At 52.8% G+C, this 20,655-nt stretch carries 21 protein-coding genes; 10 read left to right on the forward strand and 11 right to left on the reverse strand.

The genetic code is table 11. The annotated features are described in order from the left end of the window. Positions 1–306 precede the first annotated feature (306 nt). The 4 genes from xseB to AC3RPL_RS15030 all read left to right on the forward strand — a co-directional run bounded on the left by xseB (position 307) and on the right by AC3RPL_RS15030 (position 4,712). The gene (gene xseB / locus AC3RPL_RS15015) at positions 307–549 is read left to right on the forward strand and encodes an exodeoxyribonuclease VII small subunit (RefSeq protein ID WP_490740586.1); all 243 of its coding nucleotides are present in this window, start codon (positions 307–309) and stop codon (positions 547–549) included. Continuing rightward, positions 549–1,448, forward strand: coding sequence for a (2E,6E)-farnesyl diphosphate synthase (ispA, locus tag AC3RPL_RS15020; RefSeq protein ID WP_490740587.1), 900 nt, complete (start codon positions 549–551; stop codon positions 1,446–1,448). The genes xseB and ispA overlap by 1 nt, the downstream gene beginning before the upstream one ends. A 19-nt stretch (positions 1,449–1,467) precedes the next feature. Next, on the forward strand, positions 1,468–3,333 hold the full coding sequence (gene dxs, locus AC3RPL_RS15025) for a 1-deoxy-D-xylulose-5-phosphate synthase (RefSeq protein WP_490740588.1): 1,866 nt from the start codon (positions 1,468–1,470) through the stop codon (positions 3,331–3,333). 404 nt (positions 3,334–3,737) lie between these two features. Then, a complete protein-coding gene (locus tag AC3RPL_RS15030) occupies positions 3,738–4,712 on the forward strand; it encodes an aldo/keto reductase (RefSeq protein WP_490740589.1) in 975 nt (324 codons plus the stop codon). A 42-nt stretch (positions 4,713–4,754) separates the two neighbouring features. Here the strand turns inward: AC3RPL_RS15030 and pgpA are convergent, their stop codons facing one another. The 6 genes from pgpA to nrdR all read right to left on the reverse strand — a co-directional run bounded on the left by pgpA (position 4,755) and on the right by nrdR (position 8,849). Then, the gene (gene pgpA / locus AC3RPL_RS15035; RefSeq protein WP_490740590.1) at positions 4,755–5,294 is read right to left on the reverse strand and encodes a phosphatidylglycerophosphatase A; all 540 of its coding nucleotides are present in this window, start codon (positions 5,292–5,294) and stop codon (positions 4,755–4,757) included. Further along, positions 5,239–6,216, reverse strand: coding sequence for a thiamine-phosphate kinase (gene thiL, locus AC3RPL_RS15040; protein ID WP_490740591.1), 978 nt, complete (start codon positions 6,214–6,216; stop codon positions 5,239–5,241). The genes pgpA and thiL overlap by 56 nt, the downstream gene beginning before the upstream one ends. 56 nt (positions 6,217–6,272) lie before the next feature. Continuing rightward, on the reverse strand, positions 6,273–6,692 hold the full coding sequence (gene nusB / locus AC3RPL_RS15045; protein ID WP_490740592.1) for a transcription antitermination factor NusB: 420 nt from the start codon (positions 6,690–6,692) through the stop codon (positions 6,273–6,275). A gap of 16 nt (positions 6,693–6,708) precedes the next feature. Continuing rightward, positions 6,709–7,179, reverse strand: coding sequence for a 6,7-dimethyl-8-ribityllumazine synthase (ribH, locus tag AC3RPL_RS15050; protein WP_261641450.1), 471 nt, complete (start codon positions 7,177–7,179; stop codon positions 6,709–6,711). A gap of 122 nt (positions 7,180–7,301) precedes the next feature. After that, the gene (gene ribD / locus AC3RPL_RS15055) at positions 7,302–8,396 is read right to left on the reverse strand and encodes a bifunctional diaminohydroxyphosphoribosylaminopyrimidine deaminase/5-amino-6-(5-phosphoribosylamino)uracil reductase RibD (protein WP_490740593.1); all 1,095 of its coding nucleotides are present in this window, start codon (positions 8,394–8,396) and stop codon (positions 7,302–7,304) included. A 3-nt stretch (positions 8,397–8,399) separates the two neighbouring features. Then, positions 8,400–8,849, reverse strand: a complete 450-nt coding sequence (gene nrdR / locus AC3RPL_RS15060; RefSeq protein ID WP_261641448.1) for a transcriptional regulator NrdR — start codon at positions 8,847–8,849, stop codon at positions 8,400–8,402. A 249-nt stretch (positions 8,850–9,098) separates the two neighbouring features. Here nrdR and AC3RPL_RS15065 point away from each other — a divergent pair, with 249 nt between their 5' ends. The 4 genes from AC3RPL_RS15065 to AC3RPL_RS15080 all read left to right on the forward strand — a co-directional run bounded on the left by AC3RPL_RS15065 (position 9,099) and on the right by AC3RPL_RS15080 (position 13,376). Then, complete coding sequence (locus AC3RPL_RS15065) at positions 9,099–9,656, forward strand: SadB/YajI family lipoprotein (RefSeq protein WP_490740594.1); 558 nt, start codon at positions 9,099–9,101, stop codon at positions 9,654–9,656. Positions 9,657–10,183: 527 nt separating this feature from the next. Continuing rightward, positions 10,184–11,407: a hypothetical protein gene (locus AC3RPL_RS15070; RefSeq protein ID WP_490740595.1), complete on the forward strand. Its 1,224-nt coding sequence runs from the start codon at positions 10,184–10,186 to the stop codon at positions 11,405–11,407. A gap of 26 nt (positions 11,408–11,433) precedes the next feature. Continuing rightward, entirely contained in the window at positions 11,434–12,519 is a 1,086-nt protein-coding gene (locus AC3RPL_RS15075) for an HBL/NHE enterotoxin family protein (protein WP_490740596.1), read from the forward strand. Positions 12,520–12,572: 53 nt separating this feature from the next. Next, positions 12,573–13,376, forward strand: coding sequence for a hypothetical protein (locus AC3RPL_RS15080; RefSeq protein ID WP_490740597.1), 804 nt, complete (start codon positions 12,573–12,575; stop codon positions 13,374–13,376). A gap of 90 nt (positions 13,377–13,466) precedes the next feature. Here AC3RPL_RS15080 and secF read toward each other — a convergent pair whose 3' ends face one another. The 5 genes from secF to queA form a co-directional block, all read right to left on the reverse strand. Next, positions 13,467–14,435, reverse strand: coding sequence for a protein translocase subunit SecF (secF, locus tag AC3RPL_RS15085; protein ID WP_367168410.1), 969 nt, complete (start codon positions 14,433–14,435; stop codon positions 13,467–13,469). Positions 14,436–14,445: 10 nt separating this feature from the next. Beyond that, positions 14,446–16,293, reverse strand: a complete 1,848-nt coding sequence (gene secD / locus AC3RPL_RS15090) for a protein translocase subunit SecD (RefSeq protein ID WP_490740598.1) — start codon at positions 16,291–16,293, stop codon at positions 14,446–14,448. Between the two features lie 27 nt (positions 16,294–16,320). Continuing rightward, positions 16,321–16,653 (reverse strand): preprotein translocase subunit YajC, encoded by a 333-nt coding sequence (yajC, locus tag AC3RPL_RS15095; protein WP_034933565.1) that lies wholly within the window; start codon positions 16,651–16,653, stop codon positions 16,321–16,323. Between the two features lie 24 nt (positions 16,654–16,677). Next, positions 16,678–17,802 (reverse strand): tRNA guanosine(34) transglycosylase Tgt, encoded by a 1,125-nt coding sequence (gene tgt, locus AC3RPL_RS15100; protein WP_490740599.1) that lies wholly within the window; start codon positions 17,800–17,802, stop codon positions 16,678–16,680. 218 nt (positions 17,803–18,020) lie between these two features. Then, positions 18,021–19,106, reverse strand: a complete 1,086-nt coding sequence (gene queA / locus AC3RPL_RS15105; RefSeq protein WP_490740715.1) for a tRNA preQ1(34) S-adenosylmethionine ribosyltransferase-isomerase QueA — start codon at positions 19,104–19,106, stop codon at positions 18,021–18,023. A gap of 159 nt (positions 19,107–19,265) precedes the next feature. On the opposite strand from queA, the gene AC3RPL_RS15110 reads away from it, so the two are divergent. Beyond that, positions 19,266–19,847, forward strand: coding sequence for an ACP phosphodiesterase (locus AC3RPL_RS15110; RefSeq protein WP_490740600.1), 582 nt, complete (start codon positions 19,266–19,268; stop codon positions 19,845–19,847). A gap of 194 nt (positions 19,848–20,041) precedes the next feature. Continuing rightward, positions 20,042–20,644 (forward strand): peroxiredoxin C, encoded by a 603-nt coding sequence (locus AC3RPL_RS15115; RefSeq protein WP_034933572.1) that lies wholly within the window; start codon positions 20,042–20,044, stop codon positions 20,642–20,644. The last annotated feature ends 11 nt before the right edge of the window (positions 20,645–20,655 follow it).

A 20,655-nucleotide genomic window follows, 5' to 3' on the forward strand; every position in this document is an offset into this window, starting at 1 on the left:
TGAATATTCAGCACTCAGAGAGTAAGATGATGGTATTAAGCTGGCTTACCCGACTTAATCAGCCAGGCTGACTGGCGCGGCAGTAAGGCAGCAAATGCACACTTGTCCGAAAGCTCGCTCAGGAAAGTACCGGAATCAATGCAGGGCTTTAAACATGCAGGGTGCATTCTGAAAACGCGAGTGTATCACAGCTGTCTGTTAACCGCTTCTCCATCTGGTAACGGCAGCATTATTTTGCTAATCATTTTGAGTCAGCTACCATGGACGCCTTCATGGTGAAAAAAAACGACTGAGCCGATAGCCATTATGCCGAAAAAAGCCGAACAGCCCGCCAGCTTCGAAAGCTCGCTGCAACAGCTGGAGCAGATAGTGTCCCGTCTGGAAAGCGGAGATTTAGCGCTGGAGGAGGCGCTCAATGAATTTGAGCGTGGAGTCCAGCTTGCCCGTCTTGGACAGCAAAAACTGCAACAGGCAGAACAGCGCGTGCAAATCCTGCTCAGCAACGATCAGGAAAGCGAACTGAAGCCCTTCATGCCGGAAAATGACTGATGGAGCTGAGTACTCTTCTCACCGCGCATTTCGCCAGGGTGAATCAGGCTTTGCAACGCTTTATTGCGCCGCTGCCGTTTCAGAGTTCTCCTCTGGTGGAAGCGATGGAATATGGCGCACTGTTAGGCGGGAAACGATTACGGCCATTTCTGGTTTATGCCACCGGAGAAATGCTGCACGCCGACGATGCGGCCCTGGACGCGCCCGCCGCCGCCGTGGAATGTATCCACGCTTATTCGCTTATCCATGATGATTTACCTGCTATGGATAACGACAGCCTGCGGCGCGGGCAGCCAACCTGTCATATAAAATTTGGCGAGGACACGGCTATTCTGGCAGGCGACGCCTTACAGACGCTGGCTTTTACCATCCTTGCCGATGCCCCAATACCCGGCGTTACCCCAGCCGGACGCGTTGCCATGGTGTCGGAACTGGCCCAGGCCAGCGGTGTGGCCGGTATGTGTGGCGGTCAGGCTCTGGATCTGGCGGCGGAAGGTCGTAATGTGGATTTGAACGCGCTGGAACAGATTCATCGCCATAAAACCGGTGCGCTGATCCGCGCTGCGGTGCGGCTGGGCGCATTAAGCGCCGGTGAGCGCGGGCGTGAAGCGATTCCGGCGCTGGATCGCTATGCCAACGCAATTGGCCTTGCCTTTCAGGTGCAGGACGACATTCTCGATGTGGTAGGCGATACCGCCATCATTGGTAAGCAGCAGGGTGCTGACCAGCAGCTGGGGAAAAGCACCTACCCGGCACTGTTGGGACTGGACGGCGCGCGTGCAAAAACCCGGGATCTGCACCAGCAGGCGCTTAGCGCACTTGAAACACTTGCAGCACAATCCTATAACACGACATCGCTACAGCTGCTTGCAAGTTATATAATTGAACGCAATAAATAACGCCCACAATGAGTCTCTGATGAGTTTTGATACTGCAAAATATCCGACGCTGGCGCTGGCCAGTTCGGTACAAGAACTACGTACGCTTCCAAAAGAAAGCCTGCCAAAACTCTGTGACGAGCTGCGCCAGTATTTACTGGACAGCGTGAGCCGTTCAAGCGGCCATTTCGCCTCCGGGCTGGGCGTGGTGGAACTTACCGTTGCGCTGCATTATGTCTACAACACGCCATTTGACCATCTGGTGTGGGACGTCGGTCACCAGGCTTATCCCCATAAGATCCTCACCGGACGCCGCGATCGCATCGGCACTATCCGTCAGAAAAACGGCCTGCATCCTTTTCCCTGGCGGGATGAGAGCGAATATGACGTCCTCAACGTCGGTCACTCTTCTACCTCGATCAGCGCCGGGCTGGGGATGGCGGTGGCTGCGGAAAAAGAGGGCAAAGGCCGCCGTACCGCCTGCGTAATTGGCGACGGAGCGATCACCGCCGGAATGGCATTTGAAGCGATGAACCACGCTGGTGATATCAAACCGGATTTGCTGGTGATACTTAACGACAACGAAATGTCAATTTCCGAAAACGTCGGGGCACTGAACAATCGTCTGGCGCAGATCCTCTCCGGTAAAACCTATTCGCGGCTGCGCGAAGGCGGGAAAAAAGTGCTGACCAACCTTCCCCCGATCAAAGAGCTGGTCAAACGTACCGAAGAACACCTGAAGGGCATGGTGGCACCCGGCACGCTGTTTGAAGAGCTGGGCTTTAACTATATCGGTCCGGTTGATGGTCATGACGTGCTTTCTCTGGTGCACACGCTTAAGAACATGCGTGAACTGAAAGGCCCACAGTTTCTGCATGTGATGACCCGGAAAGGGAAAGGTTATGCACCAGCCGAAAAAGATCCTATCAGCTGGCACGCCGTACCCAAATTCGACCCGGCCAGCGGACTGTTGCCTGAAACGGCGGAAGGACTGCCCAGCTACTCGAAAATTTTTGGTCAGTGGCTGAGCGAAACCGCCGCCGATGATGCCAGACTGATGGCCATTACGCCCGCCATGCGCGAAGGTTCTGGCATGGTCAGCTTCTCCCGCGATTATCCTCAACAATATTTCGACGTAGCCATTGCTGAACAACATGCGGTCACTTTCGCTGCTGGTCTTGCTATCGGCGGCTACAGGCCGGTGGTGGCGATTTACTCCACCTTCCTGCAACGCGCTTATGATCAGTTGATTCATGATGTGGCTATTCAGAAACTGCCGGTGTTGTTTGCCATCGATCGTGGCGGCATCGTGGGTGCGGACGGGCAGACCCATCAGGGGGCATTCGATATCGCCTTCCTGCGTTGTATTCCTAATATGGTGATTATGACGCCGGCTGATGAGAATGAATGTCGTCAGATGCTGTACACCGGTTATCACTACGCTGAAGGCCCCAGTGCCGTACGTTATCCTCGCGGCACCGGGACAGGTGCCGAGCTGCAACCCCTTGCCCCGCTACCGCTCGGTAAAGGCGTGGTGAAACGTCATGGAGAAAAGCTGGCGATCCTTAACTTTGGTACGCTGCTGCCCGAAGCTGCCAGCGTGGCGGAATCACTCAATGCCACGCTGGTGGATATGCGCTTTGTCAAACCACTTGATGAGGCGCTGATCGTTGAGCTGGCTGCCAGCCATGAGGCGCTGATTACCGTGGAAGAAGGCGCAGTTAAGGGCGGTGCAGGCAGTGGTGTGATTGAACTCCTGATGGCAAAACGTTGCTGTGTGCCGGTGCTGAATATCGGTCTGCCTGACGAATTTATTCCACAGGGTACGCAGCACGAAATTCGTCATGACTACCTGCTGGATGCTGAGGGTATGACCCGACAAATTAATCAGTGGATGGCGCTGTAACGATTACTACGATGCGGAAAGCAATGACTTTCCGCGTCTCCTCATCTTATGTCTGGTCGTCATTTTTGCTGAAAATAATCTGAGCGCACCAGATAACCTCCGTTGTGAATGTGCTCAACGATCTGGCTTCCAAACGGGTCAGACGATATTCAGACAGCTATTTCTGTCAATGCATTTAACCTGTTGATCGCTTCGGTTACTGCTTTTGCCTTCTCTGAAGAACGGACTGACGAAGATATTATTATTGTCGGACACCCCCAGCGGGCTGGCATCATCAGAGAAATGCTGTATGAGATCACCATCATGCAGAAGACAATCTCTTCTGCATGGCTTCTGCTCCCCGCACTATGCTTAACGTCTGGTCCATCAGATTTGAAAAACGATTATCACCAACAGGAGCCATAATGAAAATCGTGAAACTGGGTAATACCGACCTGACCGTTTCCCGCCTCTGTCTGGGCTGTATGACCTTTGGCGAACCGGATCGTGGCCGCCATGCCTGGACACTGCCGGAACAAAGCAGCAGACCACTTATCAGGCAGGCGCTGGAAGCAGGCATTAACTTCTTTGATACGGCAAACAGCTATTCTGACGGCAGCAGTGAAGAGATCGTGGGGCGTGCGCTGAAAGAGTATGCCCGGCGTGATGAGATAGTGGTGGCGACCAAAGTCTATTTCCCGATGAGTAATCTTTCCGGTGGGCTGTCTCGCGCCAACATTCTGCAATCAATTGATGACAGCCTCACCCGGCTGGGGATGGAGTATGTTGATTTGCTGCAAATCCATCGCTGGGATTACAACACGCCGCTGGAAGAGACTCTGGAAGCGCTGGATGAGGTGGTGAAATCCGGCAAGGCACGTTACATCGGTGCTTCCTCAATGTATGCCTGGCAATTTGCCAAAGCACTTTATACTGCCGATCGCTACGGCTGGGCACGTTTTGTCAGCATGCAGGATCAGTACAACCTGATCCAACGGGAAGAGGAGCGCGAAATGCATCCACTCTGTCAGGCAGAAAACATTGCGGTACTGCCGTGGAGCCCGCTGGCACGAGGACGTCTGACCCGCCCGTGGGGCGAAACCACGGCCCGTTCGGTGTCCGACGAGTTTGGCCAAACGCTGTATAACAAAACAGAAGAAAACGACGGGGCAATTGCGCAGCGGGTGGCAAACATCGCACAACAGCGGGGCATAAGCCGGGCGCAGGTTGCGCTGGCGTGGATGCTGGCTAAACCGGCCGTCACCGCGCCGATTATTGGTGCATCACGTGCTGAGCAGCTGGATGATTTGGTAAAGGCGGTGGAGACAGAGCTGACCAGTGAGGAGATGGCAGAACTGGAGAGCGTTTATCAGCCACATGATGTGGTGGGCTTCGAATAATCCCTCTGGCATGGCGCATCGTCAGCGCCATGCTTATGCCAGTTACAAAGCCAGATGGTGCCCGGCATAGTAAAGAATACCGGCAGAAATAATTCCGGCTACGATATCATCCACCATAATGCCCATGCCGCCATGAACGTTACGATCAAACCAACGGATTGGCCACGGCTTCCACATATCGAGGATGCGGAAAATAATAAATCCTGCCAGTACCCACTGCCAGCTGTTGACAGGTATCGCCATCAGCGTAATCCACATGCCGATAAACTCATCCCAGACGATACAGCCGTGATCGTGCACGCCCATATCTTTTGCGGTACGGTGGCAAAGATAAACACCAATACAGATGCCGAACATCACCACCAGCGAATAGAGGTCCGGCGGCAGCCAGGTCATCAGACACCAGAAGGGAATGGACGCCAGCGAACCTACCGTGCCCGGCACATAGGGGCTCAGCCCGCTACCAAATCCGGTGGCCAGCAGGTGCCACGGGTTACTCATCTTCAGGCGACTTTTCGCCACATCTTTACTGGCTGGCAAAATGATCGAATCCCTGCATGTTAATCTCCACGGGTTTGCCATTCTGCAACAGCACCAACCCTTCACTCTGCGGTGCTATCTGGCCGACGCAGGTAAACGACACGCCTGAATTACCCAGCGCCACATCCAGCGCACCGCGATTTATTTCCGGCACGGTAAAACAGAGTTCGTAATCTTCACCGCCGCTGAGCGCCCAGCTCAATAGCTGATCCGGCTCAAAATGCTGCTTCATCACCTCCGACAGAGGTAACGCTTCAAGATTGAGACGGGCGCCACAGCCGCTGGCCCGCAGAATATGGCGCACGTCCGAAATCAAACCGTCAGAGATATCAATCGCTGCACTGGCGAGATCGCGTAGCGCCTGGCCTTGCAGGATGCGCGGCATTGGGCGCAGATGGCGTTTGATCAAAGCTTCATGGATCACCGGGTCGTCAATTTTAATCCGGTGCTGTAGCAGCGCCAGACCGGCGGCACTGTCGCCCAGCGTGCCGGTGACATAAATCCAGTCGCCGGGGCGCGCGCCGGAGCGTTTCAGCGCCCTTCCCTGCGGGATCAGGCCATGAATACCCAGCGTCAGACTCAGTGGCCCGCGGGTAGTGTCACCGCCAATCAGCTGCATATCGTAATAATCCAGCAGCTCAAACAGGCTGTCACTGAACGCCTTCAGCCAGGCCTCATCGACCGACGGTAATGTCAGCGCCAGCGTCAGCCAGGCAGGATCGGCACCCATTGCAGCCAGATCGCTGAGGTTAACCGCCAGCGCCTTGTAGCCAAGATCGGCCGGATGAATATCACGCAGGAAATGGACACCTTCCACCAGCGTATCGGTACTGATCGCCAGCGTTTGCTTTTCCGGTAGGGTCAGTAGTGCGCAGTCGTCACCGATGCCTTTTTCCACATCGCGACGGGAACTGGTCACGCGATCAAAATACCGGGTGATAAGTTCAAATTCGCCACATGCCATATACAGTGTTCCGGATCTGAAAATGAAGAAGGCCGGATAAACCGGCCCTGGCAGGATTATTTCTTGTCGGGACGTATCTGCAGAGCGGCTTTATCCAGTACACCGTTGACAAACTTGTGACTGTCCTCGGCACCAAACACTTTAGCCAGCTCAATCCCTTCGTTAATGGCCACTTTGTAGGGAACATCGGCACGCTTGCTCAGCTCGTACAGAGAAAGGCGCAGGATTGCCTTTTCGACCTGACCCAGCTCTTCCAACTGACGAGACAGCCAGGGTTTCATCAGGCCATCAAGGTACGCGCTGTTGGTTGCAACGCCGCTCAGCAATTCACGGAAGTAGCTGATATCCACATCTTTGACGTCTTGCTCCGCCAGAAACTGGTATTCGACATCGGCAATGTCGTTGTTAGATAACTGCCAGGAGTAAAGTGCCTGGACAGCACATTCACGGGCGCGGCGGCGAGCAGCAGGTTTCACGAAATTCCCCTTAAAATCAGGCTTTGATAGCTTTCAGTACGTTAATCATTTCAAGCGCGGTCAGGGCAGCTTCCGCCCCTTTATTACCCGCTTTGGTTCCGGCGCGTTCAATGGCCTGCTCGATGTTTTCTGTCGTCAGCACGCCAAAAGCAACCGGTATATCACTGTTCATAGCAACGTTTGCCAGACCAGAACTGGCTTCTCCCGCCACATATTCAAAATGCGCAGTCCCACCACGGATCACCGTACCCAGCGCAACAACCGCGTCATGCTTGCCAGCTTTCGCCAGCGCACGGGCGGCAACCGGCATTTCGTACGCACCTGGCACCCAGACCACGGTGATATTTTCATCTTTGACCTGTCCGATACGTTTTAGCGCATCGATCGCACCGCTCAGCAGGCTGTCGTTGATGAAATGGTTGAAACGCGCGATAACAATCGCCACGCGTGCGTCAGGAGTAGCAACAGCAGCTTCAATAACGTTCATAATTTTCCTTTCAGGGTTCGGTTAGGGCCCCGCAGGGGGGCGGATTCTATCACACTCTTAAACGGTCTGCTTGTCCGGATTAGCAACCTGCCGGACAACATTGATAAAGCGCTGCCCGGTCATCATACCGTTAGCGTGAGGCGTAAATCCGGCCCCACCTGCCGGACATCGCTAAAACTGAGCTGGGGCGCCTGCGCCAGCTGTGTCAGGCCCGGCAGATGGCATAAACCACGTGCGGCATCACCCAACAGCTTAGGAGCCAGATAGATAATCAGCTCATCGACCACACCGGCGCTCAGCAATGCCCCCGCCAGCGTGGCACCTGCCTCAACCCAAATGCTGTTAATCTGGCGCTGTCCGAGCATCATCATCAGCGAAACCAGATCTGCCTGCTGATGGTGCTGTGGCAGGGACAGCTGCTGCACATTATCCGGCCAGTTCAGCGTATCGGGCTGCCGGCGCGCCAGCCAGGTTTCTCCCGGCTCGGCGATCAGGCGATGCTGTGGTGTGACGCGATTATGGCTGTCAATGACCACCCGTACCGGCTGAGGCAGCTGTTCCTGCGGGCAGGCGGGTTCATCGTTCAGTTCATCCCAGCGCACCGTCAGGGCAGGATTATCAGCCAGTACCGTGGCGCTGGTGGTCAGAATGGCTGAACTTTGCGCACGCAACCGCTGCACATCGCGTCGTGCCTCCGGAGAGGTAATCCACTGACTTTCACCAGTGGCCATCGCCGTGCGTCCGTCGAGGGACGCCGCCATTTTAAGTTGCAACCAGGGAAAACCGGTGCGCATGCGCTTGAGAAATCCCCGGTTCAGCGCTTCCGCTTCCTGCATCATCAATCCGTGGCTGACCTCAATCCCGGCCTGACGCAGACGGTAGAGACCACGACCGGCGACCTGCGGATTAGGGTCCTGCATGGCCGCCACTACGCGACCAATACCGGCAGCAATTAATGCGTCGCAACAGGGGGGAGTACGACCGTGGTGGCTGCATGGCTCAAGGGTGACATATGCCGTTGCCCCACGAGCCTTTTCGCCCGCCATGCGCAGCGCGTGAATCTCAGCGTGAGGTTCGCCAGCACGCAGGTGCCAGCCCTCTCCGACGATGACACCCTCACGCACAATGACGCAGCCGACCTGGGGATTGGGCGCGGTGGTGAAACGCCCACGTCGGGCCAGTTCAAGTGCGCGGGCCATCCAGATTTCATCTTGCATGGTTCAGTCCTGTAGGCGGGCGATCTCTTCGCCAAATTCGCGAATATCTTCGAAACTACGGTAAACCGAAGCAAAACGGATATAAGCCACCTTATCCAGTTTTTTCAGCTCATCCATCACCAGGTTGCCAATCATTTTACTGGTGACTTCACGCTCGCCGGTGGCACGAAGTTGCGTTCGGATATGACTGATAGCGTTTTCAACATCGTCTGAGTTGACCGGGCGCTTTTCCAGCGCCTTCATCATACCGCTGCACAGCTTGTCTTCGTTGAACGGTTCACGGATATCATTGCTTTTCACCACCCTCGGCATCACCAGCTCGGCCACTTCAAAAGTGGTGAAGCGCTCATGGCACAGCAGACACTGGCGGCGGCGGCGCACCGAGGTGCCTTCCCCTACCAGGCGGGAATCGATCACTTTGGTATCCACAGCAGAACAGAACGGGCAATGCATGATGCTTCCTGATAGTCCTGAAAATTGGTGCACAGTGTAGCGCGAAGTGGCAGTTAACAAAATAACGGGCTGACCATTTCACTGATTTCCGGGAAAAGTGCGTTGCCGGACTCAGAGCACTCGGATAGGGCAACGCTGATAAATGCAATATGCTGGTAGCCACTGACAATCTGGTGCATGTTGAACCGGCTGACCTCAGCTAAAAAGATAAGCTTTAACAGAATCGTGATCTGCAAGGAGCTGGCTGTAATGACCAGAGTAATAAAAAGAAAAAATCTGTTGTTGATAACGGCGTTGCTGGCAGGCTGCGCTTCCCCGTCAAAACAGTCTGACCTCAATAAACTGCATAAACAGGTCGGCCAGTTGAACAGCGAAATGCATCAGCTGACGCGGCAGGCAACCGCCCTGACGCAGCAAAATATGCTCAACACGCACTCCACCCAGGGTGCCTGGCTGTTACCTGCCGCCACGACGCCGGTTTTACTCGACAGCCAGGCCGGTGAAATCCGTCTGTCATTGAGCCCTCTTATCAGCGAGGGCAGCAATACCCAGACGATGCTGCATATTCGCGTTTCCTCGCAAAACCCCCTGCCTGCCTTTACGCTTCAGGTGGAATGGGGAGAGCTGGACCCCACGACAGGTAAACCACTACAGGCTGATAGCCAGAGTCAATCTATCCATGTCGATAAGGTATTGCTGCCACAAAGTGAAATCACCGTGCCTCTGATGCTGCGTAACACCACGCCGGAACAGACGGGATACCTGCGAATTCATGATCTTGTGGTACTTGTCGCCTCGCATCCCTGACGGGGTTATCCCCCGTCGTCAGTGGGGTTTCAGTGCCGCCCCACTTAATCCTGCCGGCGCGGAGAAAAATGATCGCTGGCGATAAGCGCGGAAAAACATCAGTAAAAATCAACATAATCTCCAAAAAATCATTTCCTTTTCTTATTCTTTACAATAATCTCCATAAAAAACAAATTATATTAATCATCAAGTTAAACAAAAAATCATCGAACAGATCACGTTTTTTATTGAAAACATATTAAGCGGATCTTGCCAGTTTTATTCTTTATCATTAACATCACTTACAAGACGACATTTTACTGCAAGCCACTATTTTCTCCTTTGAGGGAGTTGCAATGTCTTACAACATCCGTACTGTCAGTCTGCTGAATTATAATTTTTGTCATAATAACGGAGATACATCTCCTATATTCATCAGCTTTTCCACTTAACCTGTACCTCCATCAGCCATAATTATTCGCAACATAAGACTGCGCGATAATTTATTGCGCTAATTAAATTTAATTTTTATATAAACGTGGTGAACCATGGCAACTTCTGTTTCCCTTAATCTGGGCGATCAGGATTTACTGACTGACAGCCTTGCGCTATCTTCCTCTGCCTTATTGCAACAAAGTTACAGTAACTTACTCCTCACCCAGCAGGCTTTTCAGGCCGGTAATATGGATGCCGGTCTGGCAACTAAAATTGTGGCGTATCAACGCCAGATGTACAGCCAGGCGAGTTATTTTAAACAGGAAAGCCTTCCTGCCATTATTAACCTGATGACATTTGGCTCTAATTTCTCAGCCCTGGTTAATGCTTTTAATTCTATTTTAATCACAAAAAGTGATGAGGATATATTAAATGGCCTGACCCAACTGAACAGACAGCTGGAATCCCTGTCCGATCAGGCCCAAAGTTATGGCGTGATTGCTCAGTCACTCAACAGTCAGCTACAGGTTGCCTGGAGTTCACTGTCACCCTTGCTAAAAAACTATCAGGCGCAGTTAACTCAGGCCGAACAGACATTAAGTAAAGAGGCTGCACAGTGGGCAGAGACGATCAGGAATCTTAACACCCAGATTGCTGCCAATATCCAGGGTATCGTCAGTGAAGGTAATAAAGCCGGTGATGGCGTAAAACAGCTGGCAAAAGGAATTATCACTTCCTTTCAGGTGGATAATAATTCCGGCAAGAACACTGAAAATAAAGATAACAGCGAAAGCAAAGATGACGCCGAAAATAAATCAGATTCGACTGAGGAAAAAGGTGAACAGGATAATAAACCGCAGGCTGGCGATAACAATCAGAGCGGAGAAAATAAACCGCAGAATCCTTATAACGAGCAATCTGTGGAATATATGGTTTCGGGTATTACCGCAGTCTCATCAGGTATAGCTGGTTCAGGTCAGGCGGCAAAAGATTTAATCAGTAATACGGAAAAGCTGGCTCAGGCTTATCAGGCACTGGCTAAAACCAATGCGATGCTTACCGTCGCTAAATCAATTGATGCGCAAAACCAGCTCTTTGTGGACAACTACAGCCGGGTGGCCCAGACAGCCGGGAAATTCCCGCAAACCTGGAATGATATCGCCAGCGCATTTCAGGAGTGCGTCTCTCAGGTTAATAACCTGAAAAACGAAGATGATATCTGGCAGTTCAAACGCGCGCTGGCAAAAGATGCATTGCAGTGGAAGCTCCTTTCACAACAGATTGACAGTATTAAAGCTGTCTATGCAGGTAACGGCAGTCTTCCGGATGCCTTCTGATTAATCCTCACTTACAGGAATTAACAATGACCACAGCAACAGACGTTTCAATGGATACCAGTATGTCAGGTCAGGCGTCACAGGCTCTGCAAATCCAGAATTATTGCAACAGTGTCAAACAGCAAATCCCGGTAGATTTTAGTCAGTTTCCTAATCTTCAGAACTTCCAGACAGAAATTAATCAGGGGCTGAGTACCGCCCAGGATCATGCCAATGGCTATCTGAATACCATTCAGCCGCAAATCATCACCAATATAAGCAACATTTCCAACTACTTTGCTCTACAGAACGCCGTTCCGGCCACTCTGCCGCCGGGTTCAACCAAAGAACAGTGGTTAAGCACGTTGAGCATGATGAAAGACCAGGCAACGGAATATCAGTCGCTGTCTGTCAGCACTAAAAATGTGCTGGTAGTGCTTAACAATAATCTGGTGATTGATTCCCGCAATTTTCAGCAAATTGTCGTCAATCTCAACACGCAGGTAAATGGCGATAATGGCGTGCTGGAACAGCTGAATACGGAAATTGACGGCATCAACTCGGCCATTGACGGGGCTATCGCCGGTATTGTGGTCGGGGGATTACTGGTAATAGGAGGCGCATTTGTTACCGCCATTGGCGCGGTAGCAGATTTCGTCACCGCAGGCACATCGACGCCGGTGGTGATTGGCGGGGTAGCGATGATGGTCGCCGGCGCAGCAGGCATTACCGCCGGATCGATTGTGCTGCACAATTCGCTGAATGCCCGTCAGGACCTTTACCAGAAACGCAGTTCGCTGAAAAGTGAGGTACTGACCGCCACACAGATTGGCACCGGTTATAAAGGGCTGCAAAATCAGGCACAAAATGCGGTGAATGCCGCCACGCAGATGGCTAATGCCTGGGATTCGCTGACCAGCGATCTGGGAAGTCTGATCCTCGATCTGGATAAAGGCATCACCAGCGGCGACGCGATTCGTCAGCTGTGGCTGACCGCGGCCAACACCACGGTTAAAACGATTATCACCGATGTCAGCACCATTAAAAGCCAGATGGCGGGCGTCAGTCCAATGGCGGTTCCGCAGGGCACCACCCTTGCCAATTATGTCAATCAACTGGCGATCGCTGCCTGAGATCCCACCTCAGGGCGGGATTTTACCCGCCCTTCTCTTTCGGAGATATTCCCGTGAGTAATGGCATGTTGTCCCAGGCTATCAGCAATATTCAGCAGTTGCAGGCAACCATTAATGGTTTCAGCGGCCTGCCACAGCAGGCAATCGCGATTCAGCAAAGTACATCAGCCCTGCTGAACGATCTGCTCCCGCAGGTGCAGGAGATGCAGAAACAGGTTCTGGCGCTGGGCATCACATTGCAAAGCCAGTTAAATCAGCAAATGGCGATTCTGAATACCCAGAGCGCGGATCAACTGCGTGCTGCGCTCCGGCAGGTGCAGACGGAGATTTCGCCGGTTGACGGTCTGGTCAACCAGACGATCACGGCAGGCAAAGCGGCTAACGAAAAAATCATTCAGGATAATATCGAACTGCAACAGATCGATGTCTCCCTGCAAAACAGTATTGCCGGATTACAATCTAACCTTGCCGGCGCAAATCAGCAGCTTGATGCCCTGAATAAGCAGAAATATTACTGGCTGGCGCTGGGCATTCTGGGCGTACCGGGGTTGATTGCGATGGCGGTTGAGCTAAGTAAGGCACAGGATAACGTTAACGGTCTACAGGGCCAGGTTAATCAGATTCAGCAACAGATCCAAAGCCAGCAGGGATTCTTTACGCAAACCCAATCGCTTTCTGGAAATTTCTCCACCCTGGTGGATAAATTAACCGGGCTGGGCAGCGCGATCACTTTTCTCAGTCGTGATATTGGCAATATCACCCACGATCTGGATGATGATGTCCCACGGCAACAGATTCAGCTGCTGTTCAGCGTCGCGTTGATCGAAGTGAACACCCTGGTCACCGATGCATCCTGATATCTGCTGCCAGGGGCTTTGCAGTCCACACCAGCGTTGCCGATTTTGTAAAGAAAAAGGGCCGCATCAGCGGCCCTTGCACATCAACCATTAAGGTAAAATCGAGGGCTGGTCAGCCCCTTCTTTTTCAACCTTTTGCTGCAACAGATGTTCACGTTTCATCCCCAACTTCAGCGCCAGCGCAGAAGCCACGTAAATAGATGAAACTGTACCGATTGAAACACCAATCAGCATGGTCATCGAGAAGCCTTTCAGTAATGCCCCACCGAAGATAAACAACATCAGCACCACAACCAGCGTGGTGGCAGAGGTCATAATGGTACGGCTCAGCGTCTGCGTCAGCGAAACGTTGAAGATCTCGTAAGGCGTACCGCGACGTATCTTGCGGAAATTCTCACGAATACGGTCCGACACCACGATACTGTCGTTCAGCGAGTAGCCGATTACCGACATCAGCGAAGCAATGATGGTCAAATCAATCTCTATATGGAACAGAGACAGAATGCCCATGGTGATGATCACGTCATGCGCCAGCGCCAGCACGGCCCCCAACGCCAGTCGCCATTCAAAGCGAAAACCAACGTAGATCAGAATAGCAATCAGCGCCACCAGCAACGCCATGCCGCCAGTCTGCGCCAGATCGCTACCCACGCTGGGTCCGACAAACTCGATACGCTTGACGGTGGCGTTTTGCTGGCTGACCTGGTTGATAATGGAGACTACTTTATTGCCCAGTTCCTGGCCTGCATTGCCCTCATGAGGCGACAAACGCACCAGCACATCACGGCTACTGCCGAAGTTCTGGATTTGCGGATCGGCAAAACCAGAATGTTGAAGAGCGCCCCGCAGGCTTTCCAGATCTGCCGGTTTTTCCAGGGTAATTTCAATCACCGTTCCACCGGTGAAATCCAGCCCCCAGTTAAAGCCCTTCACCCCCATGATGACGAAGGAGGCAATCAGTAGCAGGCCGGAGAGAGTAAAGGCCAGTTTATCCCAGCGCATAAAGTCATAGACTTTACGGCCGTAGTTCAGTTGTTCAACGCTATAGTCCTGTGCCACAACGCACTCCTCAAATAGACAGCTTGTTGACGCGTTTGCCGCCGTACAACAGGTTGACGATGGCGCGGGTACCGACAATAGCGGTAAACATCGACGTCAACACACCGATTGCGGTGGTGATGGCAAAGCCTTTAATCGAACCGGTGCCCACGGCATACAGGATCAACGCAGTGATTAGCGTGGTAACGTTAGCATCGATAATACTGGAGAACGCACCGCTGTAACCCTCATGAATCGCCTGCTGGACAGAGCGCCCATTTTTCAGCTCTTCTTTGATACGTTCATTAATCAGTACGTTAGCATCGACTGCTACCGCCAGCGTCAGCACAATACCGGCAATACCCGGCATGGTCAGCGTCGCCCCCGGCAGCAGTGACATGATGCCGACAATCAGTACCAGGTTAGCGACCAGCGCCGTGGTGGCAATCACACCGAACTTACGGTAATACACCACCATAAACACGATTGAAGCGACCAGACCCCACAGGCAGGCTTCCAGACCCTGAGTAATATTCTGCTGACCCATAGTCGGGCCAATCGTGCGCTCTTCAACAATCTGAATAGGCGCAATCAGCGCACCGGCGCGTAATAACAGCGACAGCTGACGGGCTTCATTAGGATTGTTGATACCGGTGATGCGGAAGCTGTTACCCAGTCGGGACTGGATATTGGCTACGTTAATCACCTCTTCCTGCTTCGCCAGAATAGCCCGACCGTTGGCATCTTTCTTACCGCTGTCTTTGTACTCCACAAACAGGGTTGCCATTGGCTTGCCAATGTTGTCCTTAGTGAAATTGGACATGATATTGCCACCGGCACTGTCCAGCGAGATATTCACCTGCGCCTGATTGTACTCATCCTGGCTTGAGGTGGAGTCAGTGATATGGTCTCCGGTCAGGATCACCCGCTTATAGAGCACCACAGGCTGACCATCACGGGTGTTTTTCACTTCAGAGTCACCCGGTACACGACCATTAGCCGCAGCGGTGGTATCCACTGAGGTGTTAACCAGACGGAACTCCAGTGTCGCCGTTGCTCCCAGGATCTCTTTCGCCCGCGCCGTGTCCTGAATACCCGGCAATTCCACCACGATGCGATCGGAGCCCTGACGCTGCACCAGCGGCTCTGCCACACCCAGTTGGTTCACACGATTACGCAGGATATTGATGTTCTGCTGTACCGCATACTCACGCGCTTCACGCAGACGATCGTCACTCATCACCGCACGCAGCAGGTTGCTGCCGCTGGAACCGATCACCAGGTCGCGGTGGCGGGCAGTCAGATAAGTAATCGCCGCGTCACGCGACGGGGTGTCACGAAAGCGAATTTCCAGACCATAGTTATCGGTTTTACGCACGTTGGTCCAGGGGATATTTTTGTCACGCAGGTCGCTTCTCAGGCTGTCGATATTCTGTTCCTGAAGCTTGCCCAGCGCGGTATCCATATCCACTTCCATCAGGAAATGGACGCCACCGCGCAGATCAAGACCGAGCTTCATTGGCTCGGCTGCCAGCATACTCAACCATGCTGGTGTCGCGGGGGCAAGATTGAGGGCCACGACATAGTCCTCGCCTAACACCCTGGTGATAGCATCACGGGCGCGCAGCTGGACGTCGCCATTAGCAAAGCGCGCCATAATCGCGCCATTCTCCAGCGCGATGGATTTGCTCTGAATATTTTCCTGTTTTAGAACGTTCTGGACCTGACCCAGCGTCTGCTCACTGGCGGCGCTTCCGCGCGCACCGGTGATCTGAACAGCCGGATCCTCACCATAGAGGTTGGGAAGTGCATACACCAGACCGACGATCAGCACGACTACCAGCATGATGTACTTCCACAAAGGATAACGGTTTAACACGGCAGTTCCCTTAGGGAAAACAAAAAATTACAGCGCCTTCATCGAACCTTTCGGCAGAACGGCAGCCACGAAATCACGTTTTACGACCACTTCGGTAGTGTCATTCAGCGCGATTGCCACGTAACCCGTGTCAGCAACTTTTGTGACGCGGCCAACCAGACCACCGGTGGTCAGCACTTCATCACCTTTGGAAATGGAGTCCATCAGTTTTTTATGCTCTTTCGCACGCTTTTGCTGTGGACGCAGGATCATAAAATAGAAAATCAGGCCAAATACCACCAGCATAATCACCAGTGAATAGGGGCTTGACTGTGCCGGTGCGCCTGCTGCCGCCACTGCGTCAGAAATGAAAAAACTCATCAACTTTCCCTCATTGTTTAATTATTAAACGGCTAACGGCGGAACCGTCTTGCCCGTCCGGTTATAGAATTCGCTAACAAAGTGCTCTAATTTACCCTCTTCAATAGCCTGACGTAAACCTGCCATCAGACGCTGGTAGTAGCGCAAATTGTGGATGGTGTTAAGGCGTGCGCCCAGTATTTCGTTACAACGATCAAGATGATGCAAGTAAGCACGACTGTAATTGCGACAGGTGTAACAATCACACTCAGCATCAAGTGGAGAAGTGTCATCTTTATACTTTGCATTGCGGATTTTCACCACGCCGTCGGTGACAAAAAGATGACCATTGCGCGCATTGCGGGTTGGCATCACGCAGTCGAACATATCAATGCCACGCCGGACGCCCTCCACCAGATCTTCTGGCTTGCCAACGCCCATCAGATATCGGGGTTTATCCTGCGGGATCTGCGGACAGACATGCTCCAGAATCCGGTGCATATCCTCTTTCGGCTCGCCGACCGCCAGGCCGCCCACAGCGTAACCATCAAAGCCTATCTCTACCAGCCCTTTTACGGAGACATCTCGTAAATCTTCGTAAACCCCGCCCTGAATAATGCCAAAGAGCGCATTTTTATTGCCAAGCGAATCAAAGCGATCGCGGCTGCGCTGCGCCCAACGTAATGACATTTCCATTGAACGTCTGGCGTAATCGTGGTCGGCCGGATAAGGCGTGCATTCGTCAAAGATCATCACGATATCGGAACCGAGGTCGAACTGAATCTCCATCGATTTTTCCGGATCGAGGAAAATAGCGTCACCGTTGATAGGGTTGCGAAAATGTACGCCGGCCTCAGTGATTTTACGGATATCTCCCAGGCTGAAGACCTGAAAGCCACCGGAATCGGTGAGGATCGGGCCTTTCCACTGCATAAAATCATGCAAATCGCCATGCAGTTTCATGATTTCCTGGCCGGGACGCAGCCATAAATGGAAGGTGTTGCCCAGAATGATCTGCACACCCGTGTCCTGCACTTCTTCCGGTGTCATTCCCTTAACGGTGCCATAAGTGCCGACCGGCATAAAAGCGGGTGTTTCCACCACGCCACGATCAAAGACCAGGCGGCCGCGACGTGCGCGGCCATCGGTGGTGTCTAATTCAAACTTCACGTTGCCTCCACCAGAGAAACAGTCTGATGATTGATAAAATGTGGCGCATTCTAACAACCATGCAAGACGCAGCACAAGCCAGCCAGTAGGGATAGCGTCAATCTGATGCGGCTTATTGATGCTTTGTTGTCGCCGTCCCCGGCCACAATTTCACGGGCATATAAAGGGGCATAAAACTAACAGGCATCTTTATTACCGGATGATGTTTATTCAGCTTTTCAACATCCATTATTGTGCACGCCCACCTTCTCATTCACCGCCTGAGGATTATGGGTGATAAACATCGCATCACCGTAACTGAAAAAGCGGTACTGCTCTGCCACTGCCTGTTGGTAAGCCTGCAGGGTATGACGGTAACCGGCAAAAGCGGATACCAGCATAATGAGCGTCGATTCCGGGAGATGGAAATTGGTTACCAGCGCATCTATCACCTGATACTGATATCCTGGATAGATAAAAATTTTCGTGTCATCAAAGAATGGCGCAATCAGCGCATCCCCGGCAGCCTGAGCCGCGCTTTCCAGCGAACGGACAGAGGTGGTGCCCACCGCCACCACACGATTGCCCCTGGCTTTACACGCCAGCACGGCATCCACCACCTCCTGAGGCACTTCGGTATATTCGGCATGCATAATGTGATCTTCGATACTTTCCACCCGCACCGGCTGAAAAGTACCCGCACCGACATGCAGCGTGACAAACGCCGTTTCAACCCCTTTATCACGCAGGGCGTCGAGCAGAGGCTGGTCGAAGTGCAGACCCGCAGTAGGTGCCGCCACGGCACCGGGACGCTGACTGTACACCGTCTGATACAGTTCACGGTCGGCCTCTTCGTCCGGGCGGTCAATGTAAGGCGGCAGTGGCATATGCCCCACGGCGTTGAGAATATCCAGTACGGCCCGCTCATCGTCAAAGCGCAGCTCAAACAGCGCATCATGGCGAGCCATCATGGTAGCCCTGACACTCTCATCATCACCGAGCAGCAGCTCAGCACCGGGCTTTGGCGCTTTAGAGGCGCGTACATGTGCCAGCACCCGGTGCTCGTCGAGCATACGTTCGACCAGCACTTCAATCCTGCCGCCACTGACTTTGCGTCCAAATACCCTCGCCGGGATCACTCGCGTATTGTTGAATACCAGCAAATCGCCAGCATTAAGCTTGTCCAGTAAATCCGTGAATACGCCGTGCGTCAGCTCCCCATCGGGACCATTCAGCGACAGCAGACGACAACCGCTGCGTTGCGCCTGAGGATAATGGGCAATCAAAGATTCTGGTAACTCAAAAGAAAAATCGGCAACGCGCATGGTCATTCACTGTCCGGGAATCGAGGGCGCATAGTCTAGCTGAAATCTGCTGATATCTGAACAATCCCCTGCCCTGTTGGTTGTAAAGCGTGCATTGCGACAAAGAGCGGCCCACTCACGCCGCTGTGATGTCAGCCAGGAAGAAGATATACTCCGGCGATGAATTTTCTTGCCCACCTCCACCTTGCCTCGCTGGCCGGCAGCTCTCTGACCGGCAACCTGATGGCTGACTATGTGCGCGGCGATCCTCACGGCGTCTGGCCGCAGCACATTGCGCTGGGCATTCAGCTGCATCGCCGTATCGACGCCATGACCGATTCACTGCCCGAAGTGCGGGCAGCGCGACGATTATTCCGCCCGGAAACCTTCAGGGTAGCGCCTGTGGCACTGGATGTTATCTGGGATCATTTCCTGTCTTTACATTGGGATACAATCCAGCCGGAAATATCCCTGCCAGCTTTTCTGGCCGATTGCTATTCTGTGATCCAGCCCGAATTAACGGCCACACCCGAGCGCTTTCAGACGCTTAACCGTTATTTATGGACCGAGCGCTGGATGGAAAGGTATGCCGATGCGTCATACCTGGAGAAGGTGCTGAATGGCATTGCCGCCCGCCGACCGCGCCTGACGGCGCTAGCAGCGTCGTATCAGGATTTTGTCGATAACTATCAGAATCTTGCTGATATATTCTGGCAACTCTATCCACAGATGATGAGCAGAGCCCTTCAGCAACAACTTTGAGACTCGATACAGACTTCTGCCGCTGGTTTTTCTCTGCCACGGCCATTAACATAAATATCACTTGCTGTTTTCAGATGGCTCAATAGCTACAACCTATCTGAATAATCGGTGACTTATGCTGGTTCACGGACGAGCATCGACCGTATACTTGCGTTCTTATTTTCATCAATCTAACTACCTTTACAGGAGTGAATATGGTCCTGGTAACCCGTCAAGCCCCTGATTTTACTGCCGCAGCTGTGCTGGGCAACGGTGAAATCGTTGAAAACTTCAACTTTAAAAAACACACCGCTGGTAAAGCCACCGTTGTGTTCTTTTGGCCAATGGACTTCACTTTCGTCTGCCCTTCAGAACTGATCGCCTTCGACAAGCGTTACGAAGAGTTCCAGAAGCGCGGCGTGGAAGTGGTTGGTGTTTCTTTTGACTCTGAATTCGTTCACAACGCATGGCGTAAAACCCCTATCGATAAAGGCGGCATCGGCGAAGTGAAATACGCAATGGTTGCTGACATCAAACGCGAAATCCAGAAAGCCTGGGGTATCGAGCATCCGGAAGCGGGCGTTGCCCTGCGTGGCTCGTTCCTGGTTGATAAAGCCGGTGTGGTTCGCCACCAGGTGGTTAACGACCTGCCACTGGGTCGTAACATTGACGAAATGCTGCGTATGGTTGATGCGCTGCAATTCCACGAAGACCACGGCGAAGTGTGCCCGGCACAGTGGGAAAAAGGAAAAGAAGGTATGGGCGCATCACCGGACGGTGTGGCTAAGTACCTGTCTGAAAACGCAGCTAAGCTGTAATTCCGATCCGA

It is taken from the genome of Erwinia papayae (assembly GCF_058241465.1).

Excerpts from the sequence above, each read along its gene's own strand:
- yajC (WP_034933565.1), bottom strand. The coding sequence starts at position 16,653 with ATGAGTTTTTTCATTTCTGACGCAGTGGCGGCAGCAGGCGCACCGGCA.
- AC3RPL_RS15030 (WP_490740589.1), top strand. The coding sequence starts at position 3,738 with ATGAAAATCGTGAAACTGGGTAATACCGACCTGACCGTTTCCCGCCTC.
- nrdR (WP_261641448.1), bottom strand. The coding sequence starts at position 8,849 with ATGCATTGCCCGTTCTGTTCTGCTGTGGATACCAAAGTGATCGATTCC.
- AC3RPL_RS15070 (WP_490740595.1), top strand. The coding sequence starts at position 10,184 with ATGGCAACTTCTGTTTCCCTTAATCTGGGCGATCAGGATTTACTGACT.
- AC3RPL_RS15110 (WP_490740600.1), top strand. The coding sequence starts at position 19,266 with ATGAATTTTCTTGCCCACCTCCACCTTGCCTCGCTGGCCGGCAGCTCT.
- ispA (WP_490740587.1), top strand. The coding sequence starts at position 549 with ATGGAGCTGAGTACTCTTCTCACCGCGCATTTCGCCAGGGTGAATCAG.
- dxs (WP_490740588.1), top strand. The coding sequence starts at position 1,468 with ATGAGTTTTGATACTGCAAAATATCCGACGCTGGCGCTGGCCAGTTCG.
- queA (WP_490740715.1), bottom strand. The coding sequence starts at position 19,106 with ATGCGCGTTGCCGATTTTTCTTTTGAGTTACCAGAATCTTTGATTGCC.
- AC3RPL_RS15065 (WP_490740594.1), top strand. The coding sequence starts at position 9,099 with ATGACCAGAGTAATAAAAAGAAAAAATCTGTTGTTGATAACGGCGTTG.
- AC3RPL_RS15075 (WP_490740596.1), top strand. The coding sequence starts at position 11,434 with ATGACCACAGCAACAGACGTTTCAATGGATACCAGTATGTCAGGTCAG.
- ribH (WP_261641450.1), bottom strand. The coding sequence starts at position 7,179 with ATGAACGTTATTGAAGCTGCTGTTGCTACTCCTGACGCACGCGTGGCG.
- xseB (WP_490740586.1), top strand. The coding sequence starts at position 307 with ATGCCGAAAAAAGCCGAACAGCCCGCCAGCTTCGAAAGCTCGCTGCAA.
- pgpA (WP_490740590.1), bottom strand. The coding sequence starts at position 5,294 with ATGGCAAACCCGTGGAGATTAACATGCAGGGATTCGATCATTTTGCCA.
- thiL (WP_490740591.1), bottom strand. The coding sequence starts at position 6,216 with ATGGCATGTGGCGAATTTGAACTTATCACCCGGTATTTTGATCGCGTG.
- ribD (WP_490740593.1), bottom strand. The coding sequence starts at position 8,396 with ATGCAAGATGAAATCTGGATGGCCCGCGCACTTGAACTGGCCCGACGT.
- AC3RPL_RS15115 (WP_034933572.1), top strand. The coding sequence starts at position 20,042 with ATGGTCCTGGTAACCCGTCAAGCCCCTGATTTTACTGCCGCAGCTGTG.